General features: G+C 54.3%; 16 protein-coding genes. 8 read left to right on the top strand and 8 right to left on the bottom strand.

The window, feature by feature from the left end; translation table 11 throughout:
* Positions 1-154 precede the first annotated feature (154 nt).
* Complete coding sequence (locus tag MTX78_RS18120; RefSeq protein WP_243797181.1) at positions 155-2,401, top strand: LysM peptidoglycan-binding domain-containing protein; 2,247 nt, start codon at positions 155-157, stop codon at positions 2,399-2,401.
* A 156-nt stretch (positions 2,402-2,557) separates the two neighbouring features.
* On the opposite strand, the gene MTX78_RS18125 is transcribed toward MTX78_RS18120, so the two are convergent.
* Positions 2,558-3,628 (bottom strand): fatty acid desaturase family protein, encoded by a 1,071-nt coding sequence (locus tag MTX78_RS18125; RefSeq protein ID WP_243797183.1) that lies wholly within the window; start codon positions 3,626-3,628, stop codon positions 2,558-2,560.
* 489 nt (positions 3,629-4,117) lie between these two features.
* Between MTX78_RS18125 and dnaE the strand changes: the two genes are divergently transcribed.
* The 6 genes from dnaE to trxA all read left to right on the top strand — a co-directional run bounded on the left by dnaE (position 4,118) and on the right by trxA (position 11,857).
* On the top strand, positions 4,118-7,801 hold the full coding sequence (dnaE, locus tag MTX78_RS18130; RefSeq protein WP_243797184.1) for a DNA polymerase III subunit alpha: 3,684 nt from the start codon (positions 4,118-4,120) through the stop codon (positions 7,799-7,801).
* A gap of 307 nt (positions 7,802-8,108) precedes the next feature.
* Entirely contained in the window at positions 8,109-8,861 is a 753-nt protein-coding gene (locus tag MTX78_RS18135; RefSeq protein WP_243797186.1) for an SDR family NAD(P)-dependent oxidoreductase, read from the top strand.
* A gap of 497 nt (positions 8,862-9,358) precedes the next feature.
* On the top strand, positions 9,359-9,877 hold the full coding sequence (locus tag MTX78_RS18140) for a GbsR/MarR family transcriptional regulator (RefSeq protein ID WP_243797187.1): 519 nt from the start codon (positions 9,359-9,361) through the stop codon (positions 9,875-9,877).
* 105 nt (positions 9,878-9,982) lie between these two features.
* Positions 9,983-10,909, top strand: a complete 927-nt coding sequence (locus tag MTX78_RS18145) for a TIGR01777 family oxidoreductase (RefSeq protein WP_243797189.1) — start codon at positions 9,983-9,985, stop codon at positions 10,907-10,909.
* 47 nt (positions 10,910-10,956) lie between these two features.
* The gene (locus MTX78_RS18150) at positions 10,957-11,340 is read left to right on the top strand and encodes a hypothetical protein (protein ID WP_243797190.1); all 384 of its coding nucleotides are present in this window, start codon (positions 10,957-10,959) and stop codon (positions 11,338-11,340) included.
* Positions 11,341-11,527: 187 nt separating this feature from the next.
* The gene (gene trxA / locus MTX78_RS18155; RefSeq protein WP_243797192.1) at positions 11,528-11,857 is read left to right on the top strand and encodes a thioredoxin; all 330 of its coding nucleotides are present in this window, start codon (positions 11,528-11,530) and stop codon (positions 11,855-11,857) included.
* Positions 11,858-12,021: 164 nt separating this feature from the next.
* Here trxA and MTX78_RS18160 read toward each other — a convergent pair whose 3' ends face one another.
* From MTX78_RS18160 to MTX78_RS18170, 3 genes are all read right to left on the bottom strand, one after another.
* Positions 12,022-12,918, bottom strand: coding sequence for an energy transducer TonB (locus MTX78_RS18160; protein ID WP_243797194.1), 897 nt, complete (start codon positions 12,916-12,918; stop codon positions 12,022-12,024).
* Between the two features lie 252 nt (positions 12,919-13,170).
* Entirely contained in the window at positions 13,171-13,641 is a 471-nt protein-coding gene (locus tag MTX78_RS18165) for an AsnC family transcriptional regulator (RefSeq protein WP_243797196.1), read from the bottom strand.
* A 654-nt stretch (positions 13,642-14,295) separates the two neighbouring features.
* A complete protein-coding gene (locus tag MTX78_RS18170; protein ID WP_243797198.1) occupies positions 14,296-16,494 on the bottom strand; it encodes a protein-disulfide reductase DsbD family protein in 2,199 nt (732 codons plus the stop codon).
* 202 nt (positions 16,495-16,696) lie between these two features.
* On the opposite strand from MTX78_RS18170, the gene MTX78_RS18175 reads away from it, so the two are divergent.
* The gene (locus tag MTX78_RS18175; RefSeq protein WP_243797200.1) at positions 16,697-18,028 is read left to right on the top strand and encodes a hemolysin family protein; all 1,332 of its coding nucleotides are present in this window, start codon (positions 16,697-16,699) and stop codon (positions 18,026-18,028) included.
* A gap of 89 nt (positions 18,029-18,117) precedes the next feature.
* Here the strand turns inward: MTX78_RS18175 and MTX78_RS18180 are convergent, their stop codons facing one another.
* From MTX78_RS18180 to MTX78_RS18195, 4 genes are all read right to left on the bottom strand, one after another.
* The gene (locus tag MTX78_RS18180) at positions 18,118-18,705 is read right to left on the bottom strand and encodes a TM2 domain-containing protein (protein WP_243797202.1); all 588 of its coding nucleotides are present in this window, start codon (positions 18,703-18,705) and stop codon (positions 18,118-18,120) included.
* 130 nt (positions 18,706-18,835) lie between these two features.
* A complete protein-coding gene (locus MTX78_RS18185) occupies positions 18,836-19,354 on the bottom strand; it encodes a gamma carbonic anhydrase family protein (protein ID WP_243797204.1) in 519 nt (172 codons plus the stop codon).
* A 90-nt stretch (positions 19,355-19,444) separates the two neighbouring features.
* Entirely contained in the window at positions 19,445-20,428 is a 984-nt protein-coding gene (locus tag MTX78_RS18190) for a radical SAM protein (RefSeq protein WP_243797205.1), read from the bottom strand.
* 146 nt (positions 20,429-20,574) lie between these two features.
* Positions 20,575-21,339, bottom strand: a complete 765-nt coding sequence (locus tag MTX78_RS18195; protein ID WP_243797207.1) for an endonuclease III domain-containing protein — start codon at positions 21,337-21,339, stop codon at positions 20,575-20,577.
* Positions 21,340-21,448 lie beyond the last annotated feature (109 nt).

The raw sequence follows: 21,448 nt of genomic DNA on the forward strand, positions 1-21,448 counted from the left end.
GTCGAATCCCACCCTTTTGCATGCTACATCAGGCAGGCATCCCGCCCAGGCGTGGGCTTGAAACCGCCTTTCCGGCATTTTTTCGCCTACTTTGTACTATTGGAGTCTGGATGGGCAACCGTAGCGCAGCCAGGGCTTCGCACTTGCCTTGACTATGAAACGTATTCTTTTTGCACTGCTGTGCTGCTTGCCACTGTGGGCCGGTGCCCAGAGTGTGCCGGTTCCGGCCGAGCTAGATTTCGCAGGCCTGCACCTGCGCTTCACCAACGGTGGCCAGAAAGCAGTGCAGCAAAAAGTGGATGCCTTACGCAGCCACGCTTCCTCGTTCCAAGCCCGCGTCAACCTCGCCGACGCCTACTTCCCTATCATTGACCGGGTATTGCAAGAAGAGGCCGTGCCGCTGGACTTCCGCTACTTGGCCGTGCAGGAAAGCGGCCTTCAAGGAGATGCGCAAAGCATTCATGACGCCGTTGGTTACTGGCAGTTCAAGCGCGAAACCGCTCTCGACTATGGACTGGTTATGACGGATGTAGTGGACGAGCGCAAGCATATTGTGGCCTCCACGCACGCAGCAGCCAAGTACCTGAAGCGCAACAACAACCCGCTGCACAACTGGGTTAACACGCTGTTGAGCTACAATTTGGGTTCGGGCGGGGTGAAGTCGTACACGCTACCTACTGATTTCGACGCTACGGAGGTGGAAATCTCCGAGAAAACCCACCCCTACATTCTGACCATGCTGGCGCATAAGGTGGCGTACGAGCCGGCCGTGGGTCAGAATCCGAAGCCGCCTCTCACTTTTCAGGAGTTTCCGGCACCAGCTGGCTTTACGCTGGTCAACATTGCTCAGACCCTGCAAACCGACCCTGCCGAAATGGCGCGCCACAACCGCTGGCTGCTGACCACCACCGTCCCGAACGATAAAATTTACACGATTATCGTTCCGGTAGTGGACGCTATTCAGCTTACGGCCATTGCGGCTCAGCAGAAGAATGCTACTTCCGGCCAGCTGCTTAACAAGCCCGAAACCGACCCCCAAAACGCCGAGTACGTGCGTGTTAACGGCATCCGCGCCCTGATAGCCCTGCCCGGTGACACCAAGGAAAGCCTGGCAAAGCGCGCCAACCTGAAGGTGCGCAAGTTCATGCAGTTCAATGACCTGTTTGCCTTCGACAACTTGGTGCCCGGCCAGCCGTACTTCGTGCAGAAAAAGCGCGACAAAGCAGCCAGCGAATACCACGTAGCCCAAACCGGCGAGAGTGTGGCTGCGGTGTCGCAGAAGTACGGCATCCGGGCCAAGGCTATTTTCAGCAAGAACCGTATGGCCCGCAACGAGGAGCTTCGGCCGGGCCGCATTCTGTGGTTGCAACACACCCGCCCCCGCGACGTGGCCATCGAATATGCTGATAGTAAGAACTCTGCTGCCTTGGCGGCCTTTGAACGCCCTGCTAGCAAGCCAGCTGCGCCGCCGGCACCCGTTGCAACAGCGCCCAAAAAGCGTCAGATTGATAGCACAGAGCCTTACCGGGGCAAAACCTCGGAAGCTTCCCGCGTAGTGGAAGACGCCGTAGAAGTAACTGACTCCACGTTGGTTACCCAGGGCCTCGTAACCCAACCTGACAGCGCCACGGACGCGGTGACTGAAAACCTCAACGAGCTTCCCGCTCCTTCGCAGCCCCTTGAAACCGCAGCTACGCCAGCACCGGCTACTCCCCGCACCGTGTATGGTGGTCAGCCAGCCAAGAACGAGCCCCCCGTGCTTGCTCCCGCAACAGACAGCACCGACACGCTGCAAACAGCTGAGGTGGAGGCAACTCCTGCCCCTGCTAACACAGCAGTTCCCAAGGCTGTGGCAACGGCACCTGCAAAGCCCGCACCCGCTACACCCGCTGCCCCCAAACCCGTTGCCCCTCCTGCTCCGGTAGCGACAAAGAATCCAGCAACCACTCCACCTGCTACAACCACAATAGCGCCTATTCCAGGCAATGGCTTACACGTGGTGCAGCCACGCGAGGGGTTGTACGCCGTGGCCCGCCGCTATGGTCTGCGCCCCGCCGACCTGATTGCGTGGAACAGCCTTCCTGATAACCCTTCCCTGGTCGTGGGTCAGGCGTTGCGCCTTACTGCGCCACAAGCCACTGCTACCACTTCGGCACCGGCACCGGTAGTACCAGTTCCCTCGGTTAAGCCAGCGGGTGCAGCGCCAGCCCCCACAAAACCAGCCGCCGCCGCGCCCGTCAACGAGGTAGCCACGGTCCGCCATACGGTAGCGGCTGGCGAGTCGATGTACGCCGTTTCGCGCAAGTACGGCGTCACTATCAAGCAGATAATGGAGTGGAATGGCAAGCCTGACTTCAACGTGCGGCCTGGCGAAGTCCTCCTTATCAAGCCGGCCAAGTAGCCCTATCCACTAGTACTAAAAACGCAAGCGGCATCTGCTACGATAGCAGACGCCGCTTGCGTTTTTAGGTTAGGCACATTGCCGAAAAAGGATTCGGGCAGAAGCTAAAAGGTTGTTCCTACTACTCTCTTGGTTGCTTCAGTATCGTTTACGTCCTTAAGCTGCCACTCGCTCCGATGACACCACTGGCACTATGCGTTGGGTACGGACCTTAAGCATAGAAATAACTTCGGCGTCGGAAGCATAGCGGTTGCCGATGTTCACGAAGTGCCGGGCTAGCAGGTCGTAGCGGCGGGTCATGAGGTAAGCGAAGATGTGCAGGAAATGAATGCCGTCGAACACAATGGCATCGTTCTGCGCGTACTTATCCACGTCTTTTAGGAAGGCGGCGGGGTGCTCCGTCCAGTGCAGCGCAGGCTTGAGGTGGTGGCTGATGTGGTAGCCGTCGTTCCAGCACTTGTGGTTGTATTTCGTGTTGATGCAGGTTACGCTATTGGTGTAGCAGTTGCCGGGGTCATTGGCATCAATAAACGAGTGCTGGCTCCAGTTGCCGAGCATCATCACCGCCCGCGTTACAAGCACCGGCAGCACCAGCACCACGAACGTTGCTGGTAGATTCACAAACGCCAACCCTATGCATGCCACAATGTACACCACTTCGCCGCGCAGCAGACGGTGCCGCAGCTTTGGCTTCTGGTTGCGCGTGAAATATTGCGCTAGCCGCGGGATGCCTACTAGAAAAAAGCTTCCCAAGTAGCGGCCAAAGCTGAGTATCGAGTCACGCTGATAATCCATCGTGGAGCTTTCATCGTGCTCCATGTTGTTCTCGGGGTGATGCATGCCCAAGTGGTGGGTGAAGTACGTCTCGGGGGTTTGCCCGAACAAGGGCCCAATCACCCACGGAATGTAGTGGTTGAATTGAGCGTACTTCTTCTTGAACAAGATGCGGTGGCTGGTGCAATGCAGCATCAGCCCAAATGGCCCTTTAAAGTAAAACGTGGTCAGAAACATGTACACGGCCAGCGCCGCCCACCACACTCGGCTGTCGAGGTTGGGCCAGAACAGTACGGCTACTAGTGGCAGCAGCGTACAGGATATTTCCAGAATCAGGTACACAAAGGGCAAATCCCGTTTGTCTTGTATGAACTGTACTAGAAAGTGACCGAAGCGAGAGAGTGGAGCCGTCTGGTCATAAACCGGATCAGTGAGGGGTGCCAAATGCTTCATGGAGACAATACTGACCGGTATGCCCGGCCTTGGGTGATGTAGAAGCTAGATAGGAAACCCGAAAGTAAAGAAAGTCGTTTGGGCGCACGCAAGCAGCCTAAAGAACTTGATTATCAAGGCACTAACAATCTTTTGTAGATACTATAGCAGTAATAACACCTTTGGTACTCAATGCACCAGTATATATACTATTCTACATACAAGTGCGTATGCAAGCTAACTAGTTTACAGCAGATGGGGTTCCGCCTGCAGGGGAAGTACCCAAATTATGTGGCGCAGTAGGCCACACAAAACCAGCCTTTTCCGAGCCACCCCAACAGGTTGCGGACACTGCTGAGCACCTTGTAGCAAGGAGAAAGCCCGTGAAGCACCTTATTACGAGCTGCGGTGATACGCCAAAATCCCTTGCCGCGCACTCTTTCCTTGCCGCCATTTCGTGGGTAACTTTACTGTCCGCTTCGCGCCCTAACGGCGGGAGGCGCATTGCCCATGGCCGTTTTCTCGCACCTGCATTCCCACACCCAATATTCTCTTCTTGATGGCCAGGCCAGCATCAGCGCCCTGATGAAAAAGGCGCAGGCCGATGGCATGCCCGCCGTTGCCCTCACCGACCACGGCAACATGTTCGGAGCCTTCAACTTCGTAGCAGAAGCCAACAAGTACAACGTCAAGCCAATTGTGGGCTGCGAGTTCTACATGGTAGAAGACCGCCACAAGAAGGCCTTCAGCCGCGAAAAAGGCGAACGTGACAAACGCTACCACCAGCTGCTATTAGCCAAAGACCAAGCCGGCTACCATAACCTGAGCAAGCTTTGCTCGATGAGTTTTATCGAAGGCGTGTACTCCAAGTTCCCGCGTATCGACAAAGAGATTCTGCTCAAGTATCACGAGGGCCTGATTGCTACGTCGTGTTGCATTGGCGCTGAAATTCCGCAGGCCATTCTGTTTGAGAGTGAGGCCAAGGCCGAAGAGCTGCTGAAATGGTGGCTGGACGTGTTCGAGGACGATTACTATATCGAGATTCAGCGGCACGGGCTGATGAATTTCGATGGCACCGGCAAGAGCCAGGAAGACGTAAACCAAGTGCTGCTGAGCCTGGCCAAGAAGTATAACGTGAAGGTGATTTGCACCAATGACTCGCACTACGTCGACCAAACCGACTTCGCGCCGCACGACATTTTGCTGTGCGTGAATACCGGCGAGGAGCACAGCATTCCGGTTGGCGACTTCCAAACGCAGTATTTCCGTCTGATTTCGCAGGACAACAAAGTTCACTACGACCACCTCGACAACCTGCGTCATTTGTCGGCGCAGGATGCTACCATCCGTCGCCAGCTTCAGCGCATCGACGAGGAAGCCCAGGGACCCAAGCCTCGGGCCCGCTTCGGTTTCGCCAACGACCAGTTCTACTTCAAGACCCAGGCGGAGATGAACGCCCTCTTCGCCGACGTGCCGGAGAGCTTAGACAACACCAACGAAATTGTAGATAAAATCACGCCGCCCAAGCTGCAGCGCGATATTTTGCTCCCCAACTTTCCGCTCCCGGCCGAACACCCCACTGCCGACGCGTTCCTACGTTACCTCACGTTCAAGGGCGCTTTCGAGGGCGAAAAACGCCGCTACTCCGAGCGCACGCCCGAAATCGAGGAGCGGCTGGACTACGAACTGCGCGTGATTGAGACGATGGGCTTTGCGGGCTACTTCCTCATCACCCAAGACTTCATCAACCACGGCCGCAACATTGGCGTGGCCGTAGGGCCGGGCCGGGGCTCGGCGGCCGGTTCGGCAGTGGCCTACTGCATTGGTATCACCAACATTGACCCCATCAAGTACTCGCTGCTGTTCGAGCGTTTCTTGAATCCGGAGCGCGTGTCCATGCCCGATATTGATATCGACTTCGACGACGTGAACCGTCAGAAAGTCATCGACTACGTGGTGGACAAGTACGGTAAAACGCAGGTCGCTCAGATTATTACCTTCGGTACCATGGCGGCCAAATCGTCTATCAAGGACGTGTCGCGGGCCATGGATCTGGCCTTGCCGCTGGCCAACGACCTGGTGAAAATGGTGCCCGACCAAGTGGGTACTACACTAGCCAAAGCGTTTGCCGAAAACCAGGAACTGGATATGATCCGGCGCGACGATGCGCCCGACAACCTGCGCGGCCATATCCTGCGCCTCGCCGAGAAGCTGGAAGGCTCAGTCCGCAACACCGGCATCCACGCCGCCGGCGTCATCATTGCCCCCGACGACATCACCAAGTACATTCCCGTTTCCACCTCCAAGGATTCGGACCTGCTGGTTACGCAGTTTGATGGCAAGGTGATTGAGAGTGCCGGGATGCTCAAGATGGACTTCCTGGGCTTGAAGACGTTGACTATTATCGTCGATGCCATCAACCTAATTGAGCAGAACCACGGCGTTAAAATCGACATCGACGCTATTCCAATTGACGACCAGAAAACCTACGAGCTCTACCAGCGCGGCGACACCATCGGCACGTTCCAGTTTGAATCCGAGGGTATGCGCATGTACCTCAAGGACCTCAAGCCCACCAACATCGAGGACCTGATTGCCATGAACGCCCTGTACCGGCCGGGCCCGATGCAGTTCATCCCGAACTTCATCAACCGCAAGCACGGCCGCGAACCGGTAGAGTACCCGCACGAGTTGTTAGAGCCCATCCTGAACTACTCGCAGGGCATCATGGTGTACCAGGAGCAGATCATGCAAACGGCCCAGATTCTGGCCGGTTACTCGCTCGGCGGCGCCGACTTGCTGCGCCGCGCCATGGGTAAGAAGGACATGAAAAAGATGGCTCTGGAACGTGAGAAATTCACGGAAGGCGCCGAGAAGCTACACGGTATCAAGGCCAAGAAAGCCAACGAGGTGTTCGACGTGATGGAAAAGTTTGCGGCCTACGGCTTCAACCGCTCCCACTCCGCCGCTTACTCGGTGGTGGCTTACCAGACCGGCTACCTCAAGGCCCACTACCCTGCCGAGTACATGGCCGCCGTGCTCACCAACAACATGGGCGACATCAAGAAGGTGACGTTCTTCATCGAGGAAGCTCGCAAGCAAGGTGTAGCCGTACTCGGTCCCGACGTCAACGAATCTATCTTGAAGTTCAACGTGAACAAGCAGGGCCAGATTCGTTTTGGGATGGCTGCCGTGAAGGGTGCCGGCGAAGCTGCCGTGGAAGAAATTGTGACGGAGCGTACCAAGAACGGTCCGTACGCCGACATTTTCGACTTCTCGCGCCGCGTGAACCTGCGGGCCGTGAACAAGAAAACGTTTGAAAGCATGGCCCAGGCCGGTGCCTTCGACTCGTTCGAGCGCTACCACCGCCGCCAGTACATCGAGGCGCTGAGTGGTGACCAGAACGTCATTGAGAAGGCCATGAAAGTGGGCCAGCAGCACCAAGCAGCTAAAGAATCGGCCCAGCAGAGCCTATTCGGAGGCGGCGGCGACATGATGGCTATTCCCATGCCCAAGATTCAGGACATGGAGCTGTGGAGCCCCACCGAGAAGCTGCGCCGTGAAAAGGAAGTGGTAGGCTTCTACCTGTCCGGTCACCCGCTCGACGACTTCAAGCTGGAAATCGACTCGTACTGCACGTGCGGCCTCGACAAAATTGAGAACTACAAGAACCGCGACATATCGGTGGCTGGGCTGATTTCCAATGTGTTGTTCAAAACCACCAAGACCGGCCACCCCTTCGTGAGCTTCAACGTGGAAGACTACGAATCAAGTTTGAACCTGGCCTTGTTCCGCGACGACTACTCGAAGTTCTCCCCGCTCATCAACCCCCGCAACTACGACAAAGAGCAGGTGCCGCCTATGTTCATCCGCGGCAAGTTCCAGCAGCGTTTCCGCGACTCCGATCAGTTCGAGTTCAAGATCATGACCATGGAGCCGCTGTTCCACGTGGCCGAGAAGCTCTCCAATGGCGTGCGGGTGCAGCTCGATCTGCGCACCATCACCGAGCCCTTCATGGACCGGTTCATGGCCGCGGTAGAGGAAAGCCAGGGCAGCAAAAAGCTGGAAATCAAGTTTGCGGAGCCCCACGAACACTTGGCCGTGGACACTTATTCGCGTCGCTACCGCATCGAGCCGAAAGCGTTCATTGCCCGGATGCGGGAAATGGAAATTGACGCCTGCCAGCTGATTTAAGGAGTTATACGATTCCATTCCGGAAAGAATAAGGGCAGTAGTGGGCGTCCACTACTGCCCTTATTCTTTCCGGAAGGCATATTGCTGGAACAGACACTAGTGGAAATTGCCAACAGCCTAGCCTTCGTCGATGTGCCACTTCTCGCCCTTCTACCGCCGCTATGCTGCCGTAAGCCCCAGCGCGTTTCGCCCGCTGCCCGCCGTGCCAATTTGATTTCTACAAGAAGCGGATTGGCTAATACAACCGCACCGGCAGCAGGCTAGAGGACCTTTGTCGTGTTCACGTAATACGGCAAATACACTCTGTATGAATACTTCCAAAATCGCGCTTGTAACCGGCGGTAGCCGGGGCCTGGGCAAAGACATGGCCCTCAAACTAGCCCAACAGGGCATCGACGTCATCCTCACGTACCGCAGCCAGCAAGCCGAAGCGGCGGCTGTGGTCGCCGACATCACAGCCTTGGGTCGCCGGGCCGTGGCCCTGCCCCTCGACGCAGCTGAACTGCGCACCTTCGAGGCGTTTTTCGCTGAAGTCACCACGGTGCTGGCCGATACCTTTGCTACCGACCGGTTCGACTTTCTCATCAACAACGCCGGCACCAGCCTGAGCGCCCCCATTAGTGAGACAACCGAGGGGCAGTTTGATGAGATGCTCCAGGTGCACTTCAAGGGCGTGTACTTCCTCACGCAACAGGCGCTGCCCCTGCTGCGCGACGGCGGCCGGATCATCAACGTTTCCACCGTGTCGGCGCGTAGTTCCTATGCGGGCTTTTCCGCCTATGCCAGCATGAAAGGAGCAGTGGAGGTCTTCACGCGTTACCTGGCGCTGGAGTTGGGTAGCCGAGGCATTGCGGCCAACGTAGTCGCCCCGGGCGCCGTCTTTGGGGGCGGAGCGATGCCGGATACACCCGAGATGCGCGCTTGGGTGGCCCAAGCCACGGCCCTGGGCCGCACGGCCGAGCCCGACGATATCGGCGGCATCGTCGCGTTCCTCTGCACCGATGCGGCCCGCTGGCTCAATGGCCAGCGCTTAGAGGTAACCGGGGGGATAGTGCTGTAAACGGGCTGACGAATTACTTCTTGTGCGTTATACCTTACGCCACAACACGCAGTTACCGGAACCAGTAACTGTGTGCTGTGGCGTTTAAGGAAGAAAAAAGGGCATAAACAACTTGAGTGCTTCGCGTGTAAATCCGCTCTTTCGGGAGAAGTCCGCCCTATACGGTGATGCCGGAAGGAGTACCTTGGCTGGAAAGCTATCCAAAAACGACGCCGAGCTCACCCAGAAAAAAGCTCATTTTGGGTATCTAGTGAGCATAATAGAGCTAGATTCTACGACACGGGTAGAGCTTCTGCACACCGTCGACACGGGGGAAGCCTAAAGTACAAGCAGTTGCTGGCGCTGGGCTATGAATGCACTTATAGCAATGGGGCTAACCTCCGCGCCGGCATCTTGCAAAACAGCATCGACACCAAAGCAAAGTTTATCTACTACGTGTAGCAAAATAAACTTTCAATTTTTATTGAAAGTTTAAAACCCTCGCCTATATTTACACCATGCAACTCGAAGAAGCCAAGCGCAAGTTCATTGAAGGCTGGGGTACCCTGGGATCGGCCTGGGGCGTGAGCCGCACAATGGCACAGGTGCACGCGTTGCTGCTGGTGTCGGCGGGGGCGTTGAGCACCGAGGATATCATGGAGCAGTTGCAGATTTCTAGAGGCAACGTCAACCTGAACGTACGGGCGCTAATGGACTGGGGCTTGGTGCGCAAGGAACTACGGCCTGGCGAGCGGCGCGAATTTTTCTCGGGTGAGAAAGACATTCACAAGGTGGCCACGCTCATCATGAAAGAGCGGCGGCGGCGCGAACTGGAGCCGATTATGCGCGTGCTCAGCGAAATCAAGCAAGTGGAATCTTCCTCTACGGTTTCTGAGGCCGAAGCCAAGGCTTTTTCTGAAACGATTGGCAACATCCAAAACTTCGCTGACCTAGCTGACCGTACGGCTGCCACGATCATCAAGGCCGATGAAAACTGGTTTATCAGCACGTTCATGAAAATAATGCGCCCTGGGTAATGCGTGAGGCTTATTTTTTTACTTGTAAGTTTCAATATTTTTTGAAAATTCTATAAGATCAAATGCCTTGTTGTTGCGCTTCCTTATTCACCAAGATTCCAAATCATGCATAGCTTCCCTGAAAACCAACCGAAACTTGTTATTGCCGGCGGCAACGGATTTCTGGGCAAGCATTTAGCTGCGTACTTCAAGAAAGCAGGCTACCGAATTGTAACGATTGGGAGGCAGAACACAACGGCTCCCAACCATGTGCAATGGGATGCGCAGACGCTTGGCGCTTGGGCGGCAGAGCTGGAAGGCGCAGCTGCCTTACTTAATATGGCAGGCCGTACCGTGGATTGTCGTTACACGGAGGCCAACAAACGCGAGATAAGCAACAGCCGCGTCGATAGCACTCATATTCTGGGGGAGGCAATAGCCGCTTGTCAGAATCCCCCACAAGTGTGGCTAAATGCATCTACTGCTACCATCTACTCCCATACAACTGGCGCACAGCCCGCTAACACGGAAACCAGTGACACAAATGGCACTGACTTTTCAGCAGGAGTAGCGCGGGCATGGGAAGCGGCGCTATGGGACGTTGACTTGCCCAGAACACGGCGAGTGGCACTCCGAACCTCTATTGTGCTGGGTGCTGATGGCGGCGCGTTTCCGGTGATGGCAAAACTGGCGAAGCGCGGTCTGTGTACGCCGCAGGGCAGCGGTAGCCAATGGATTAGCTGGCTACACATCCTAGATTTCTGTCGCGCAGTGGAATTTCTGCTGACGGCCACTGGCCAAGAAGGCGTCTTCAACGTCTGTGCTCCTACGCCACTGACAAACCGGGAGTTCAATGCATTGCTGGCTCGCACGCTCCGTCCTGCATTCCGCTTGCCACAACCCGTGTGGCTGCTGGAAATAGGAGCCTTTCTGCTACGAACCGAAACGGAATTAATTCTGAAAAGCCGCAAGGTGGTGCCCCAACGGCTGCTAAACCTCGGCTTCACTTTCCACTACCCTACGTGTGCGCAGGCAGTGGACAACCTGCTTTGAGATTTTCGCGCTTGTTTATCTTTTTTCACTCTTTTTCTTCATTTCCCATGAACTACCTTTTGTTGGTCTACGGCGTTTATTTGCCGGTTACAGTGCTGCTCACGGTGTGGGTTGCGCGTACGCTCTTCACAAACGGCCGTACTTTTTTGGTCGATATATTCCACGGCAACGAGCCGCTGGCCGACTCCGTGAATAAATTACTCCTCACTGGCTTTTACTTGATCAACATCGGGTACGCCACGCTCACCCTCCGCTCCGACGACCCAGTGAATAGCTATCAGCAAACCGTGGAAACGCTTAGCATCAAGCTTGGCACCATCATTTTGATTTTGGGAGGCATGCACTTCTTCAACCTCTACGTGTTTTACAAACTCCGTAGCCGAGCCCAAAATGAAGCGCGCGACTTTCAATTTGTGGCCAACAAACAATAAATTTCAAGCTCCCAACAAGCAGTTTAAGCGCGAAATGTAGCGTTGGGTGCTTCTTCGCCTGCTAGAAACAATCTGCCAACCTGTCCGAACTGAACTTTCCGGCCCGGGACTTGTTGAATCGCAATCCGCTACCTTGCGGCCCGCTTGACCGTAAATAGCACACACATTTCAACTAACCCCTTTTAACATGGGACACAAAGCCATCGAAATTACCGATGCTAACTTCGACGAAATAATCAACTCCGATAAGCCTGTGCTTGTGGACTTTTGGGCCGAATGGTGTGGCCCTTGCCGCATGGTAGGTCCTGTTGTAGAAGAGCTGGCTGGTGAATATGAAGGCAAAGTGGTAATTGGTAAAGTTGACGTAGACGCCAATCCACAAACCTCTGCCAAGTTCGGCATCCGCAGCATCCCGACGCTGCTCGTGTTCAAAAATGGCCAAGTTGTTGACAAGCAAGTAGGTGCAGTTCCAAAGCACGTATTGGCTCAGAAACTTGATGCTCAAGTAACTGCTTAATTAGGCGGTGCACTGCGCTATAGTACAAAGCTCCCCCTTCTATGGAAGGGGGAGCTTTGTTGGTTTATAGCAAATCTGTTATGCAGGGAAGCCTATTAGCTGGTGCCTCCCTAACTGGCCACAGCGCCAGTTGCGCATTCATAAGCTACCGCGCCCATTACCACTCAGTATAGCTCGTCAGGGTTAGCCGCTTGGGCCTCGGTAGGTGGTACTTGTGGCGGACGGATACCGCTGAGCAAGGAGAAATTAGGCGCGAAATGGATGGGCACAGTAAACGTCATAGCAGTAGGCACGTTGTACTCACGGCCAGGTTCGAAAACGGGCAAGCTGGCTACCACGCGCCGTGCTTCCTGGTCGGCTTCTGGGGCTAGCCCGCGCACTACTGCTACTTGTCCTACTCTACCGTCCTCGCCCACTGTATAGCGCACATATACCTTACCAGTAATGCCTTTGCGGCGGGTGTTCTTGGGGTAGATGGTATTGTGCGCCACAAAGTTGAGCAGGGCCTCCTCACCGCCCGGAAACTGGGGTAGCTGGCGTTTCCGCAACCGCCCTACATATGGTGATGCATCTTCGTTGAAAAAGGCCAGGGCAGGCCCTTTTTCCCTGCTCAACAGTTCGATGGCGCTTAGCTGACCGGTATCGTAATAATAGCGCCACTCGCCAGTAGGCTGCCCCATCGTGTAGGTGCCCTTCGAGCGTTTCTGCCCGTTGCGGTGCACACTAATCCAGGATCCTACGCGCTGCCCTTGTGCATACTCGCCACGTTGACTCACGCGGCCGTCTTCGTACCAGGCCACATAGATACCGTCGGCTTCGTCGGAACGGTAGTGTACCTGGGCGGCTTTGCTGCCGTTGGGATGGTACCAGGTTAGTACCCCCGAGCGAATCAAGGGGTCAATAGAAGACAAGGTACCACGTAACAGCAGCGTACCAGAGAGCGAGTATTCACGCATTGCATACGTGCCCAGTAACTCGTTTTTGTGGTCTATCAATCGGTAATGGGTAGCACTGTCGGGCACTGCCTCTACGTTCTGGTCGTTGAGGTAAATGGCAGGCATTGTCTGAGCAGATACCGATGCCGATAAAGACAAGAGCAATCCGCTAAACATGATAAGACAGGCTTTCATTGGGAGCGCGCTATGTGGGATATTTTAGAAATATACCACATAACTTGCACTTAAACAAGCAGGCTGGACATTGTCCAGTCATAACTAGCACATAGGATAACCCTCTCTCAATTGCTGGTTACAAGTTCCTTCCCGCACTATTTCTGGCGAATTAGGCCTGCACAAGAGCGCCAGCCCACTTTCTTACTGGGGGAGTAGTTGAATCGGACGATTCAAGGTTTCCTCGAGCGAAATGAGAGTTTCTGTGCGCTCTATACCCTCAATGAGCTGCATCTTATCATGAAGTACGTCGCGCAGGTGTTGCGTGTCGCGGCATACAATGCGAGCAAAAATTCCGTAGGCGCCCGTTGTGAAGTGAATGCTCACTACTTCCGGAATCTCACGCAATTGCGCAGCTACGCTGCCATATACGGAGCTTTTCAACAAATAAATACCCAAGAAAGCATTCACGCCATAACCGAGCTTTTGGTAGTCGATCTGAAGAGTAGCTCCCTTTACAATGCCAAGTTCTTCTAAGCGCGCCATGCGCACATGCACCGTTCCTCCCGATACATGCACCTTTCTTGCGATTTCGGTATAAGGCATCTTAGCATCTTGCATCAACAGATCTAGGATTTTGCGGTCGGTGTCGTCAAGTTCGTAATTCTTAGCCATTTTGAGCGATGTGTATTATCTATATTGGAATCTAAACTTCATTTTTTGAAAAATATTGTAAATATCAGAGCAGTTCCCTGCTAAAATTTTACAATTAGATTCAACTTACTAAATTTGTCATAATCTCATGCGAACGGCTGAGGGTATTCTTGTAGAATGATGAAACTGGCAGACATACCCTCCTCTCTCGGGGGTGGTGATTCGGGAAAAACTGGTCCGGCGGCCGGCTAACTACACCGTGGAGGTTCGAATCCTTCTTCTACAGCGACTGGGTAGATTATTGTGAGGAGGGAAAACCGGGACGTATCTGGGTGGGTGCGTTCCTTTTCAAGGGGCGGCATCTGGGTGGGTGTCGCCTTTTTGTTTGCTGTAGGTTCGCCCAATTCCAAGCGTTTAGGTCTCCCATACAGACACCTTTACCTGGAATCGGCTGCAAAGAAATGCAAATCTTCTGGTCAACCCTACGTTAAATTCCAACAAAGAGCCCAGCTAGCAGCAATTGTTGCAAGCTGGGCTCTTCCGTTTGAGAACGACTAGAGTACTGCAAATCCCACTACTTCCAGTAAGTTTCGACTGCAGTACAGCTTCAACTGGTGAGTGAGGCAACCACCTAAAGCGGCGCTTTACCATCCTGGTAGCCATACCCCTCAGCACCTATCGTGTTGCGACTGGTTGCGTTTGCTGCCGGTAACTAGCCAAGCCGGCATCCAGAAACCGAACGAATGCTTCTGCATCGGGCTCGTAGGCGACGGGGGCGGTTAGCGTATGCTGCAAATCAGCGGGAGAGGTGGGGTTGAGCAACACGTAGAAGGGCTGCGCATTTACATTGAAGCCTGTTAGCTGAAGGTCGGCATTTTTCTTGCCCAGCGTGGTTTTTTGCTTGCCGTCGTGGCGGGAAACGTAGTGCTCGGAAGCTGGCAGATCGGTTTTATCGTCCACGTAGAGTGCTACAACCACGTAGTCTTCGCGCAGGCGCTTCAGCACTTGCGGATTACTCCACACAGTAGCTTCCATCTTGCGGCAGTTCACGCAAGCATGACCCGTGAAATCGATGAAGATGGGCTTGTTTAAGGCACGAGCGCAACGCTGTGCTTGCTCTAAATCAAAGAAACCCTGCAACCCATGGGGAAGCTCCAAGAACTCACTGTAACGAGGTGCTTCGCAGAGCGCATTGGCGGTGGTAGCGGCGGTGGTTGCAGGGGCAGCAGGAGAAGCTAGGGTGAAGTCGCGGCTGGTTTGTGGGGGCAAGTAACCCGCCAGCAGCGGCAGTGGGGCGCCAAATAGGCCCGGAATTAAGTACGTCATGAAGCTGAAAGCCAGCACAGCCATTAGCAGCCGACCTACGCTGAGGTGCGCTAAGTCGGAGTCATGCGAGAGCTTAAAGCGGCCCAGCAGGTATAGCCCTAGCAAACCAGACAGCGCAATCCAGAGCACCAAATAAATGTCGCGGGGGAGCAAGTTCCAGTGGTAGGCTAAGTCAACCATGCTAAGGAATTTCAGCGCCAGCATCAGTTCCACAAAGCCAAGCACCACTTTCACGGTGTTCAGCCAGCCACCCGAGCGAGGCAAGCTTTTCAACCAAGCTGGAAAAATAGCGAACAGCGTGAATGGCAACGCAAAGGCCATGGAGAAGCCCAGCATGCCAACGACTGGGGTAATTCTTTCTCCACGCGAAGCTAAGCCTAGAATACTAGCTACGATAGGGCCTGTACAGGAGAACGACACTACCACCAACGTGAGGGCCATAAAGAACACGCCCCCCCAGCCACCTTTGTCGGCTTGGGCATCAATCTTATTGACTACACCATGCGGCAGCGTGATTTCAAAGAGGCCCAGAAAGGAAAGCCCAAACACCACAAATACCACGAAAAAAATCAGGTTGGGCAGCCAATGTGTCGCTATAAGGTTCGGACCGTCTTCGCCCAGCAAGGCCGCTACTACCACACCTACCAGCACATAAATCACAATGATGCTGAGGCCATACACAACGGCTTTCAAAATGCCACGCTGCCGACTATCATTGCCGCTCGTGAAAAACGAGACAGTCATGGGAATCAACGGAAACACGCACGGGGTAATTAGTGCGCCTAGTCCAAACAGGAACGCGCCGAATGCAAAAGCCAACAAACCGCCTTTGCTAGGGTCCGTTTCTACAGCGTGAGGAGCAGGCACAGCGGAAGCTGCGGTAGCAGTAGCAGCAGTAGCTTCAGTAGAGGAATGGGCAGCGGTTGCAGTATCAGTGGAAGCGGCTACGGAAGGAGCAGCAGGAGCAGTGGCAGCAGTGGAAGGCGAAGCAGGAGCGGCTACTGCCCCAGTAGGAGCACCGGGTTTGCTGGCTTTGTTGGGAGTGCTAGCGGGAACGGCGGTTCCCGTCACGATGAGGGGGCCGAATTTGAGCGTTTCGTCGCCAGGGATGCAGCGGCCGTCGATGTCGGTGCAGGTTTGGTATTGCACGTCCACTTCTACGGTGAGGGGCCCAGGCTGCAACACTCGAATGCGTTGCCGTATCTGGCCGGTCTTATCGAAGTAGGTGATGTCCCCTTTCCACGTCTCGTCGAATTTCTTTTTCGAGTTGATGGATTTTGGTTGTCCTACGAGTTCGTAAGCGGGACTTTTGGTGAAGTTAAATGTGAAAGCCGTGGGCCCCAGGTCGGGGTCGAAGTCGGTGGCGTAGAGGTGCCAGGTATCGTCGATGCGGGCATTGACGATGAGGTCCACTTCCTCACCTGCTTTTGCTGTGGTCTGGCTGAGCGCCGTGGAAAGCGTGGTAGGCTTCAGTATTTGGGCCGTAGCCCCGGCCGCCGTGACGAGCACGAGCAGCAGACCCAGCAGAATAGTCTTGAGGAAAGTCATCGGAAAATAAAAAGCAGCGAAAAACGTCAGAACAACAAAGGTCGGTAGAAAGCGCAACAGCCATACGAGTTTGGGGGTTTTTTGGCAGCTACATTTCTTATCAGCCCTCTACAACTACAACTCTACCGGAACCGCTTGGGCGGAATCCCGTACTTTTGTAATACCAAGGGAGCTGGGCCGCGTGAGCCCGACCCCCGGATCTATGGCTTTAAATATATTTCTTACCGTTCTCCTAGTATTCGTGAACGGGTTTTTTGTGGCAGCAGAGTTTGCCTTCGTGAAGGTTCGCTCTTCGCAAATCGACATAAAAGCGCAGGGCGGCAACCGCTTAGCTAAATTAGTGCAGCGTATGTTGCACGATCTGAACTTTTACTTATCGGCAACTCAGCTAGGCATTACCCTAGCCTCGCTGGCCTTGGGTTGGATAGGGGAAAGCGTAGTGGCGGAAGTGGTAATGGCCGTTATCGACAATTTCCATATCACTCTCTCCACCACGGCCGTCCACCAGATTTCGCTGGTTACCTCTTTCTCTATCATCACGGTGCTGCACATCGTGCTGGGCGAACAGGCTCCCAAAGTGTTGGCTATTCAGAAACCTGAAAACACCACCATTGCGGTTGCCGTTCCGCTGTTTGCCTTTGCCTGGATTACCAAGCCCTTTATCTGGTTGCTGAATACGCTTTCCAATATGGTGGCGCGGATGGTAGGCGGCGAAGTGACGCACGGCCCCGAGGCCCACTCGGCCGAAGAAATTCGGTTGTTGTTGGATCAGAGCAAGCAAAGCGGTGAAATTCAGGACTCGGAGCACGAGATGATTGAAAACGTGTTCGAGTTCAACGACCGGATGGTGAAGCAAATCATGGTACCTCGGACCAAGCTTTCGGCCATTGATGTAAACACACCGCAAGATGGTATCCTAGAAATCGTGTACAACGAGGGTTTCTCGCGGATTCCCGTTTACGAAGGCAACATCGACAACATTGTGGGTGTGCTTTATGTGAAAGACTTGCTGCAAATCATCCGGCGCAACGAGCCCATGGTGCTCTCCAAGATCATGCGCCCTGCTTACTTCGTGCCTGAGACCAAGAAGATCAACCGCTTGCTGCGGCAGTTTCAGCGCAAGCACATGCACATGGCCATCGTGAGCGACGAATTCGGCGGAGTTTCCGGCATTGTCACCATCGAGGACATTATGGAGGAGCTAGTAGGCGAAATCCAGGACGAGTACGACAATGAGGTGCCCGTGGTGGAGAAGGTTTCGGAAACCGAATACCGCGTTAACACTTCCACTGCTATTCCGGACGCCAACGAGTACCTCCCCTACCCTCTCCCCGAGGGCGACGATTACGAAACAGTAGGCGGCTTACTCAATGTCATCTACGGTAATATTCCGGAGGTCGGCGACGTAGCCGTACTCGACAGCTACGAGTTCCGGGTTCTGAAACGCTCCCGTCGCTCCGTAGAATTGGTACAGCTCCGCGTAACATCAGACGCCGAGCGCGAAGAAGAAGCCAACGAAGCACTGAGTCTATAAACTCAAATTCACCAAAGGGACATAAAAGAAGGGCTTTCCTAAAGGAAAGCCCTTCTTTTATGTCCCTTTTAATGGCAAGCAACACAAACTTAGTCGCCTAATTTCTTCGCGTATTCTCCGCCCTTCGGCTTCAAGTCACCAATTAGAATTCGGATAAAGTCAATCAGTGCCCAAATACCCAAGCCACCGAGTGTAATTAATTTAAGTATACCTAAGCCAGTGTAGCCCAAGTAGAAACGGTCAACGCCGAGGCCTCCCAAAAAGAACGATAGAAGCACGGCGGTCAGTTGGCTCTTGCCCTCAGCTGCCACCTCAGCAACCTTACGAGCTTCTTTGGCAGCTTTCTTGATTGCCTTGTGCTCTGCTTTGGTAGTAGCACTAGCCGAAACTGCTAGCGGAGTGGTTGCCTTTTCTACAAGTGCCTTTGCCGTAGCTGTGCGGTTGGTAGCTACTTCCACTACAGAGCGCTTGGATGCAACCGGAGCAGCTTCTGCGGAAGCAGTTAGAGTGGTGGATGAGTTGGCAGCGGTGGTAGGCTCAACAGCTACTTGCGTACCAACCACCGTTTTATGGTAGGATGATGCAGATGGCTGAAAAGCATAGTTAGAGCGGCTGCACGAAGACAGCGAAGCTGAAGCCAGAACAGCTACCGATAAGTAGGTGTAAACTCTTTTCATAAGAAAAATATAAATAAAGGGAGAGAAAAGAAGCTACGCGCCAGCACACCAGGTTCACCCAACGTGGCTCGTAGCTCTGTCACAAACATATACATTTATTATTTACGCTATTTAATACTTGACGCATAAATCATTCCTCTTTCAGCCAGCTTGCGTACAGCACGTAGTTGTCGGCAGTACGGGCCAAGTTGGCGCGTTGCTCATCGGTTACGGGCTTGATGCGCCGGGCCGGAATACCAGCGTAGAGGTAGCCAGGCTCGCACTGGGTGTTTTCAAGTACTACGGCGCCGGCCGCAATGATGCATCCAGTTCCCACCACGGCATGGTCCATTACAATGGCTCCCATACCAATCAGCACGTCATCTTCGATGGTGCAGCCGTGAGCAATGGCTTTGTGCCCAATACTTACGCGCGAACCAATAGTAAGGGCAGCCTTCTGATAGGTACAGTGCAGAACCGCGCCATCCTGAATATTGGTACGGTCGCCGATACGGATGCGGTGTACGTCGCCCCGAATAACGGCATTGAACCACACCGTGCAGTCTTGCCCTAATACCACGTCGCCGATGATAGTGGCATTGTCAGCAACGTAGCAATTGGGGCCTAGCTGGGGCAGAACACCCTTGATTGGTAAGATGAGAGCTGGCATACGAGAAGCTGGAGTGCTAAAAGAATTTGGACCATACAGATCACGCAAGTTGTGCAGACAAAACAGCAAAAACCACTGCTTCTCGCTGCCTTACCGCGTCAACATCCGCTTCCAGGTTCCTTTCGTGAGGCTGTACTTCAACGTGCTCGGAAGGGCCTGCCAGAAGTACTTGCTGGTTTCCACGGCAAAGCTCGGCTGCATGTAACAATTGATAGTGCAGCCTTCGCACTGTGGCAACCGCCCTTCCAGCGCGGCAAGGCCCTGCACCGCAGCAGATTGGTAGAGAGTAAATAAGTCGCCGTTGATGCTGAATTTCTGCTCTCCTAAATGGTAGCAAGGCAGCACCAACTCGTTGGAGGGCGAGATAACCAATGTGGTACTGGCGGCTCTACACACAGGCGCCGCCACATGGTTGCCCCCGTCGCGGCGAAGCTCAATGAACGCTTCGTTGAGGTATACCCCTTTTCGCCGACCGAAAGCGGAAAGGTAATCCAGCTCATCGGCCGTAAGCTGTTCTCCAGTAGCAACGCTGTTGTATTCAAAGGCAGGATTGAGAATCAACATCAGCTTGTTGGGCTGCGCGATGTCACGGTACACGGCTTCTAAGTCAGACAGATTTTCGCGAAAGACGGTGAACAAGATATCCGGCCTCTCTCCTAGCTCGCGCGCCACTCGGATGCTTTCCAGCACAAAATCGTAGCATGCTACACCTCTGCCCCGATCGTGCACTTCCTTCTCCGACGCGTCCAGGGAAAAATGCAGCATATCCACTTTGCCTCGTAGCTTCTCTGCATACTTGGGATAAAGCAAACAGTTGGTGGTGAGGGTTGTAATGAAACCCATGTCGTGAGCCAACCCCACAAACTCATGAATCTGGCGATGTAACAGTGGCTCGCCTCCCGTAAAATCCACCACGGACACCCCTAGCCGCTTCAAGTCACGCAAGTTGCGTTCAACGTCTTCGAGCTGAATGTAAGGTGACGGCTTTTCCCAAATGTCGCAAAACGAACAGCGCGCATTACACCGATACGTGACGTAGTAATTGCACAGAACTGGATGACGAACGAGGCGCATAGGTGGGCAAAGGTACGCCTGTAAAAGTAGCAGGCAGCTACACAGCGCGCACTGGGTGAGATGAGTGCTTGCGCACCATTACCATCTTGTTTACTTGCTGATCGAAATAACGAGTATTCGCATTCAAAAACTTCCTTAGCCTTGGCCTAGTGAGGCAGCGTGCCCCAGGCCTTATCCCACTTGGTGGGAGTGGCGGCCATTGCTTCCTCGGTTGCAGGGCCGTAGTGCTCTAGATAGTAATTGCAAAACCCTTTTAACGGACATTTGGCGCAATCAGGCTTAGCGAACAGGCAAATTCGCTGGCCATGCCAATAGTTGTGCTTGTGGAAGTTGAGCAGCACCAGCGGGTCCTTTGGCAGTTGCTCCAATAACACCTGGTGCGCTTTATCGGCAGATGCTTTTGGGCTTATCATACCCACACGCTGCGCGATACGGTGGACGTGCGTATCAACAGGCAGCACCGGCTTGTGAAAATTGAAAAGCAGTACCAAGGAGGCAGTCTTCAACCCGATGCCGGGCATGTCGGTCAGCCATTTCATTCCCTGCTCGGCCGTCCAGTCAGTTAGGAAATCTAGGTGAAACTCTCCTCCGGTCTGGGCCTGGATGCGGCGCAACACCTCTTGGATGCGCGGCGCCTGCGTGTCAGGCCAGCGGGTGGTTCTGATGGCATGAGCCAGATCAGGGGTGGAAGCTGCTACTACCCCAGCCCAGTCGCCGAAGGCTTCCAGCATCCGGTCGTAGGCCAGTTCTTCATCGGCATGGGTGGTACGGTGCGACAGGATGGTGGAAATCAGCTCGCGCATAGGTGTGCGGCGTGGTTGCTCCAGCGTCAGAGGGTCGAAGAACGTGTTTAGAATCAGATGATCCTGCCAAGTTTTTTCGGCAGGGGCGGCAGCATACGTGGTGGGCATATCTACAATCTACGTCGATGGATAAGGAACGATTCGTAGTAAACAGTACGGCCCCGCCACCGAAATAGGTAGCGGGGCCGTAGCGTATTATTAGGAACAGAGCGCCGTT

It is taken from the genome of Hymenobacter tibetensis (assembly GCF_022827545.1).
Classification (GTDB): domain Bacteria; phylum Bacteroidota; class Bacteroidia; order Cytophagales; family Hymenobacteraceae; genus Hymenobacter; species Hymenobacter tibetensis.

What these genes read in the sequence shown, in the direction of transcription:
- MTX78_RS18135 (WP_243797186.1), top strand. Translation starts at nt 8,109, where the DNA reads ATGAATACTTCCAAAATCGCGCTTGTAACCGGCGGTAGCCGGGGCCTG.
- MTX78_RS18140 (WP_243797187.1), top strand. Translation starts at nt 9,359, where the DNA reads ATGCAACTCGAAGAAGCCAAGCGCAAGTTCATTGAAGGCTGGGGTACC.
- dnaE (WP_243797184.1), top strand. Translation starts at nt 4,118, where the DNA reads ATGGCCGTTTTCTCGCACCTGCATTCCCACACCCAATATTCTCTTCTT.
- MTX78_RS18160 (WP_243797194.1), bottom strand. Translation starts at nt 12,918, where the DNA reads ATGCCTGCCATTTACCTCAACGACCAGAACGTAGAGGCAGTGCCCGAC.
- MTX78_RS18150 (WP_243797190.1), top strand. Translation starts at nt 10,957, where the DNA reads ATGAACTACCTTTTGTTGGTCTACGGCGTTTATTTGCCGGTTACAGTG.
- MTX78_RS18175 (WP_243797200.1), top strand. Translation starts at nt 16,697, where the DNA reads ATGGCTTTAAATATATTTCTTACCGTTCTCCTAGTATTCGTGAACGGG.
- MTX78_RS18125 (WP_243797183.1), bottom strand. Translation starts at nt 3,628, where the DNA reads ATGAAGCATTTGGCACCCCTCACTGATCCGGTTTATGACCAGACGGCT.
- trxA (WP_243797192.1), top strand. Translation starts at nt 11,528, where the DNA reads ATGGGACACAAAGCCATCGAAATTACCGATGCTAACTTCGACGAAATA.
- MTX78_RS18180 (WP_243797202.1), bottom strand. Translation starts at nt 18,705, where the DNA reads ATGAAAAGAGTTTACACCTACTTATCGGTAGCTGTTCTGGCTTCAGCT.
- MTX78_RS18170 (WP_243797198.1), bottom strand. Translation starts at nt 16,494, where the DNA reads ATGACTTTCCTCAAGACTATTCTGCTGGGTCTGCTGCTCGTGCTCGTC.
- MTX78_RS18165 (WP_243797196.1), bottom strand. Translation starts at nt 13,641, where the DNA reads ATGGCTAAGAATTACGAACTTGACGACACCGACCGCAAAATCCTAGAT.
- MTX78_RS18145 (WP_243797189.1), top strand. Translation starts at nt 9,983, where the DNA reads ATGCATAGCTTCCCTGAAAACCAACCGAAACTTGTTATTGCCGGCGGC.
- MTX78_RS18195 (WP_243797207.1), bottom strand. Translation starts at nt 21,339, where the DNA reads ATGCCCACCACGTATGCTGCCGCCCCTGCCGAAAAAACTTGGCAGGAT.
- MTX78_RS18185 (WP_243797204.1), bottom strand. Translation starts at nt 19,354, where the DNA reads ATGCCAGCTCTCATCTTACCAATCAAGGGTGTTCTGCCCCAGCTAGGC.
- MTX78_RS18190 (WP_243797205.1), bottom strand. Translation starts at nt 20,428, where the DNA reads ATGCGCCTCGTTCGTCATCCAGTTCTGTGCAATTACTACGTCACGTAT.
- MTX78_RS18120 (WP_243797181.1), top strand. Translation starts at nt 155, where the DNA reads ATGAAACGTATTCTTTTTGCACTGCTGTGCTGCTTGCCACTGTGGGCC.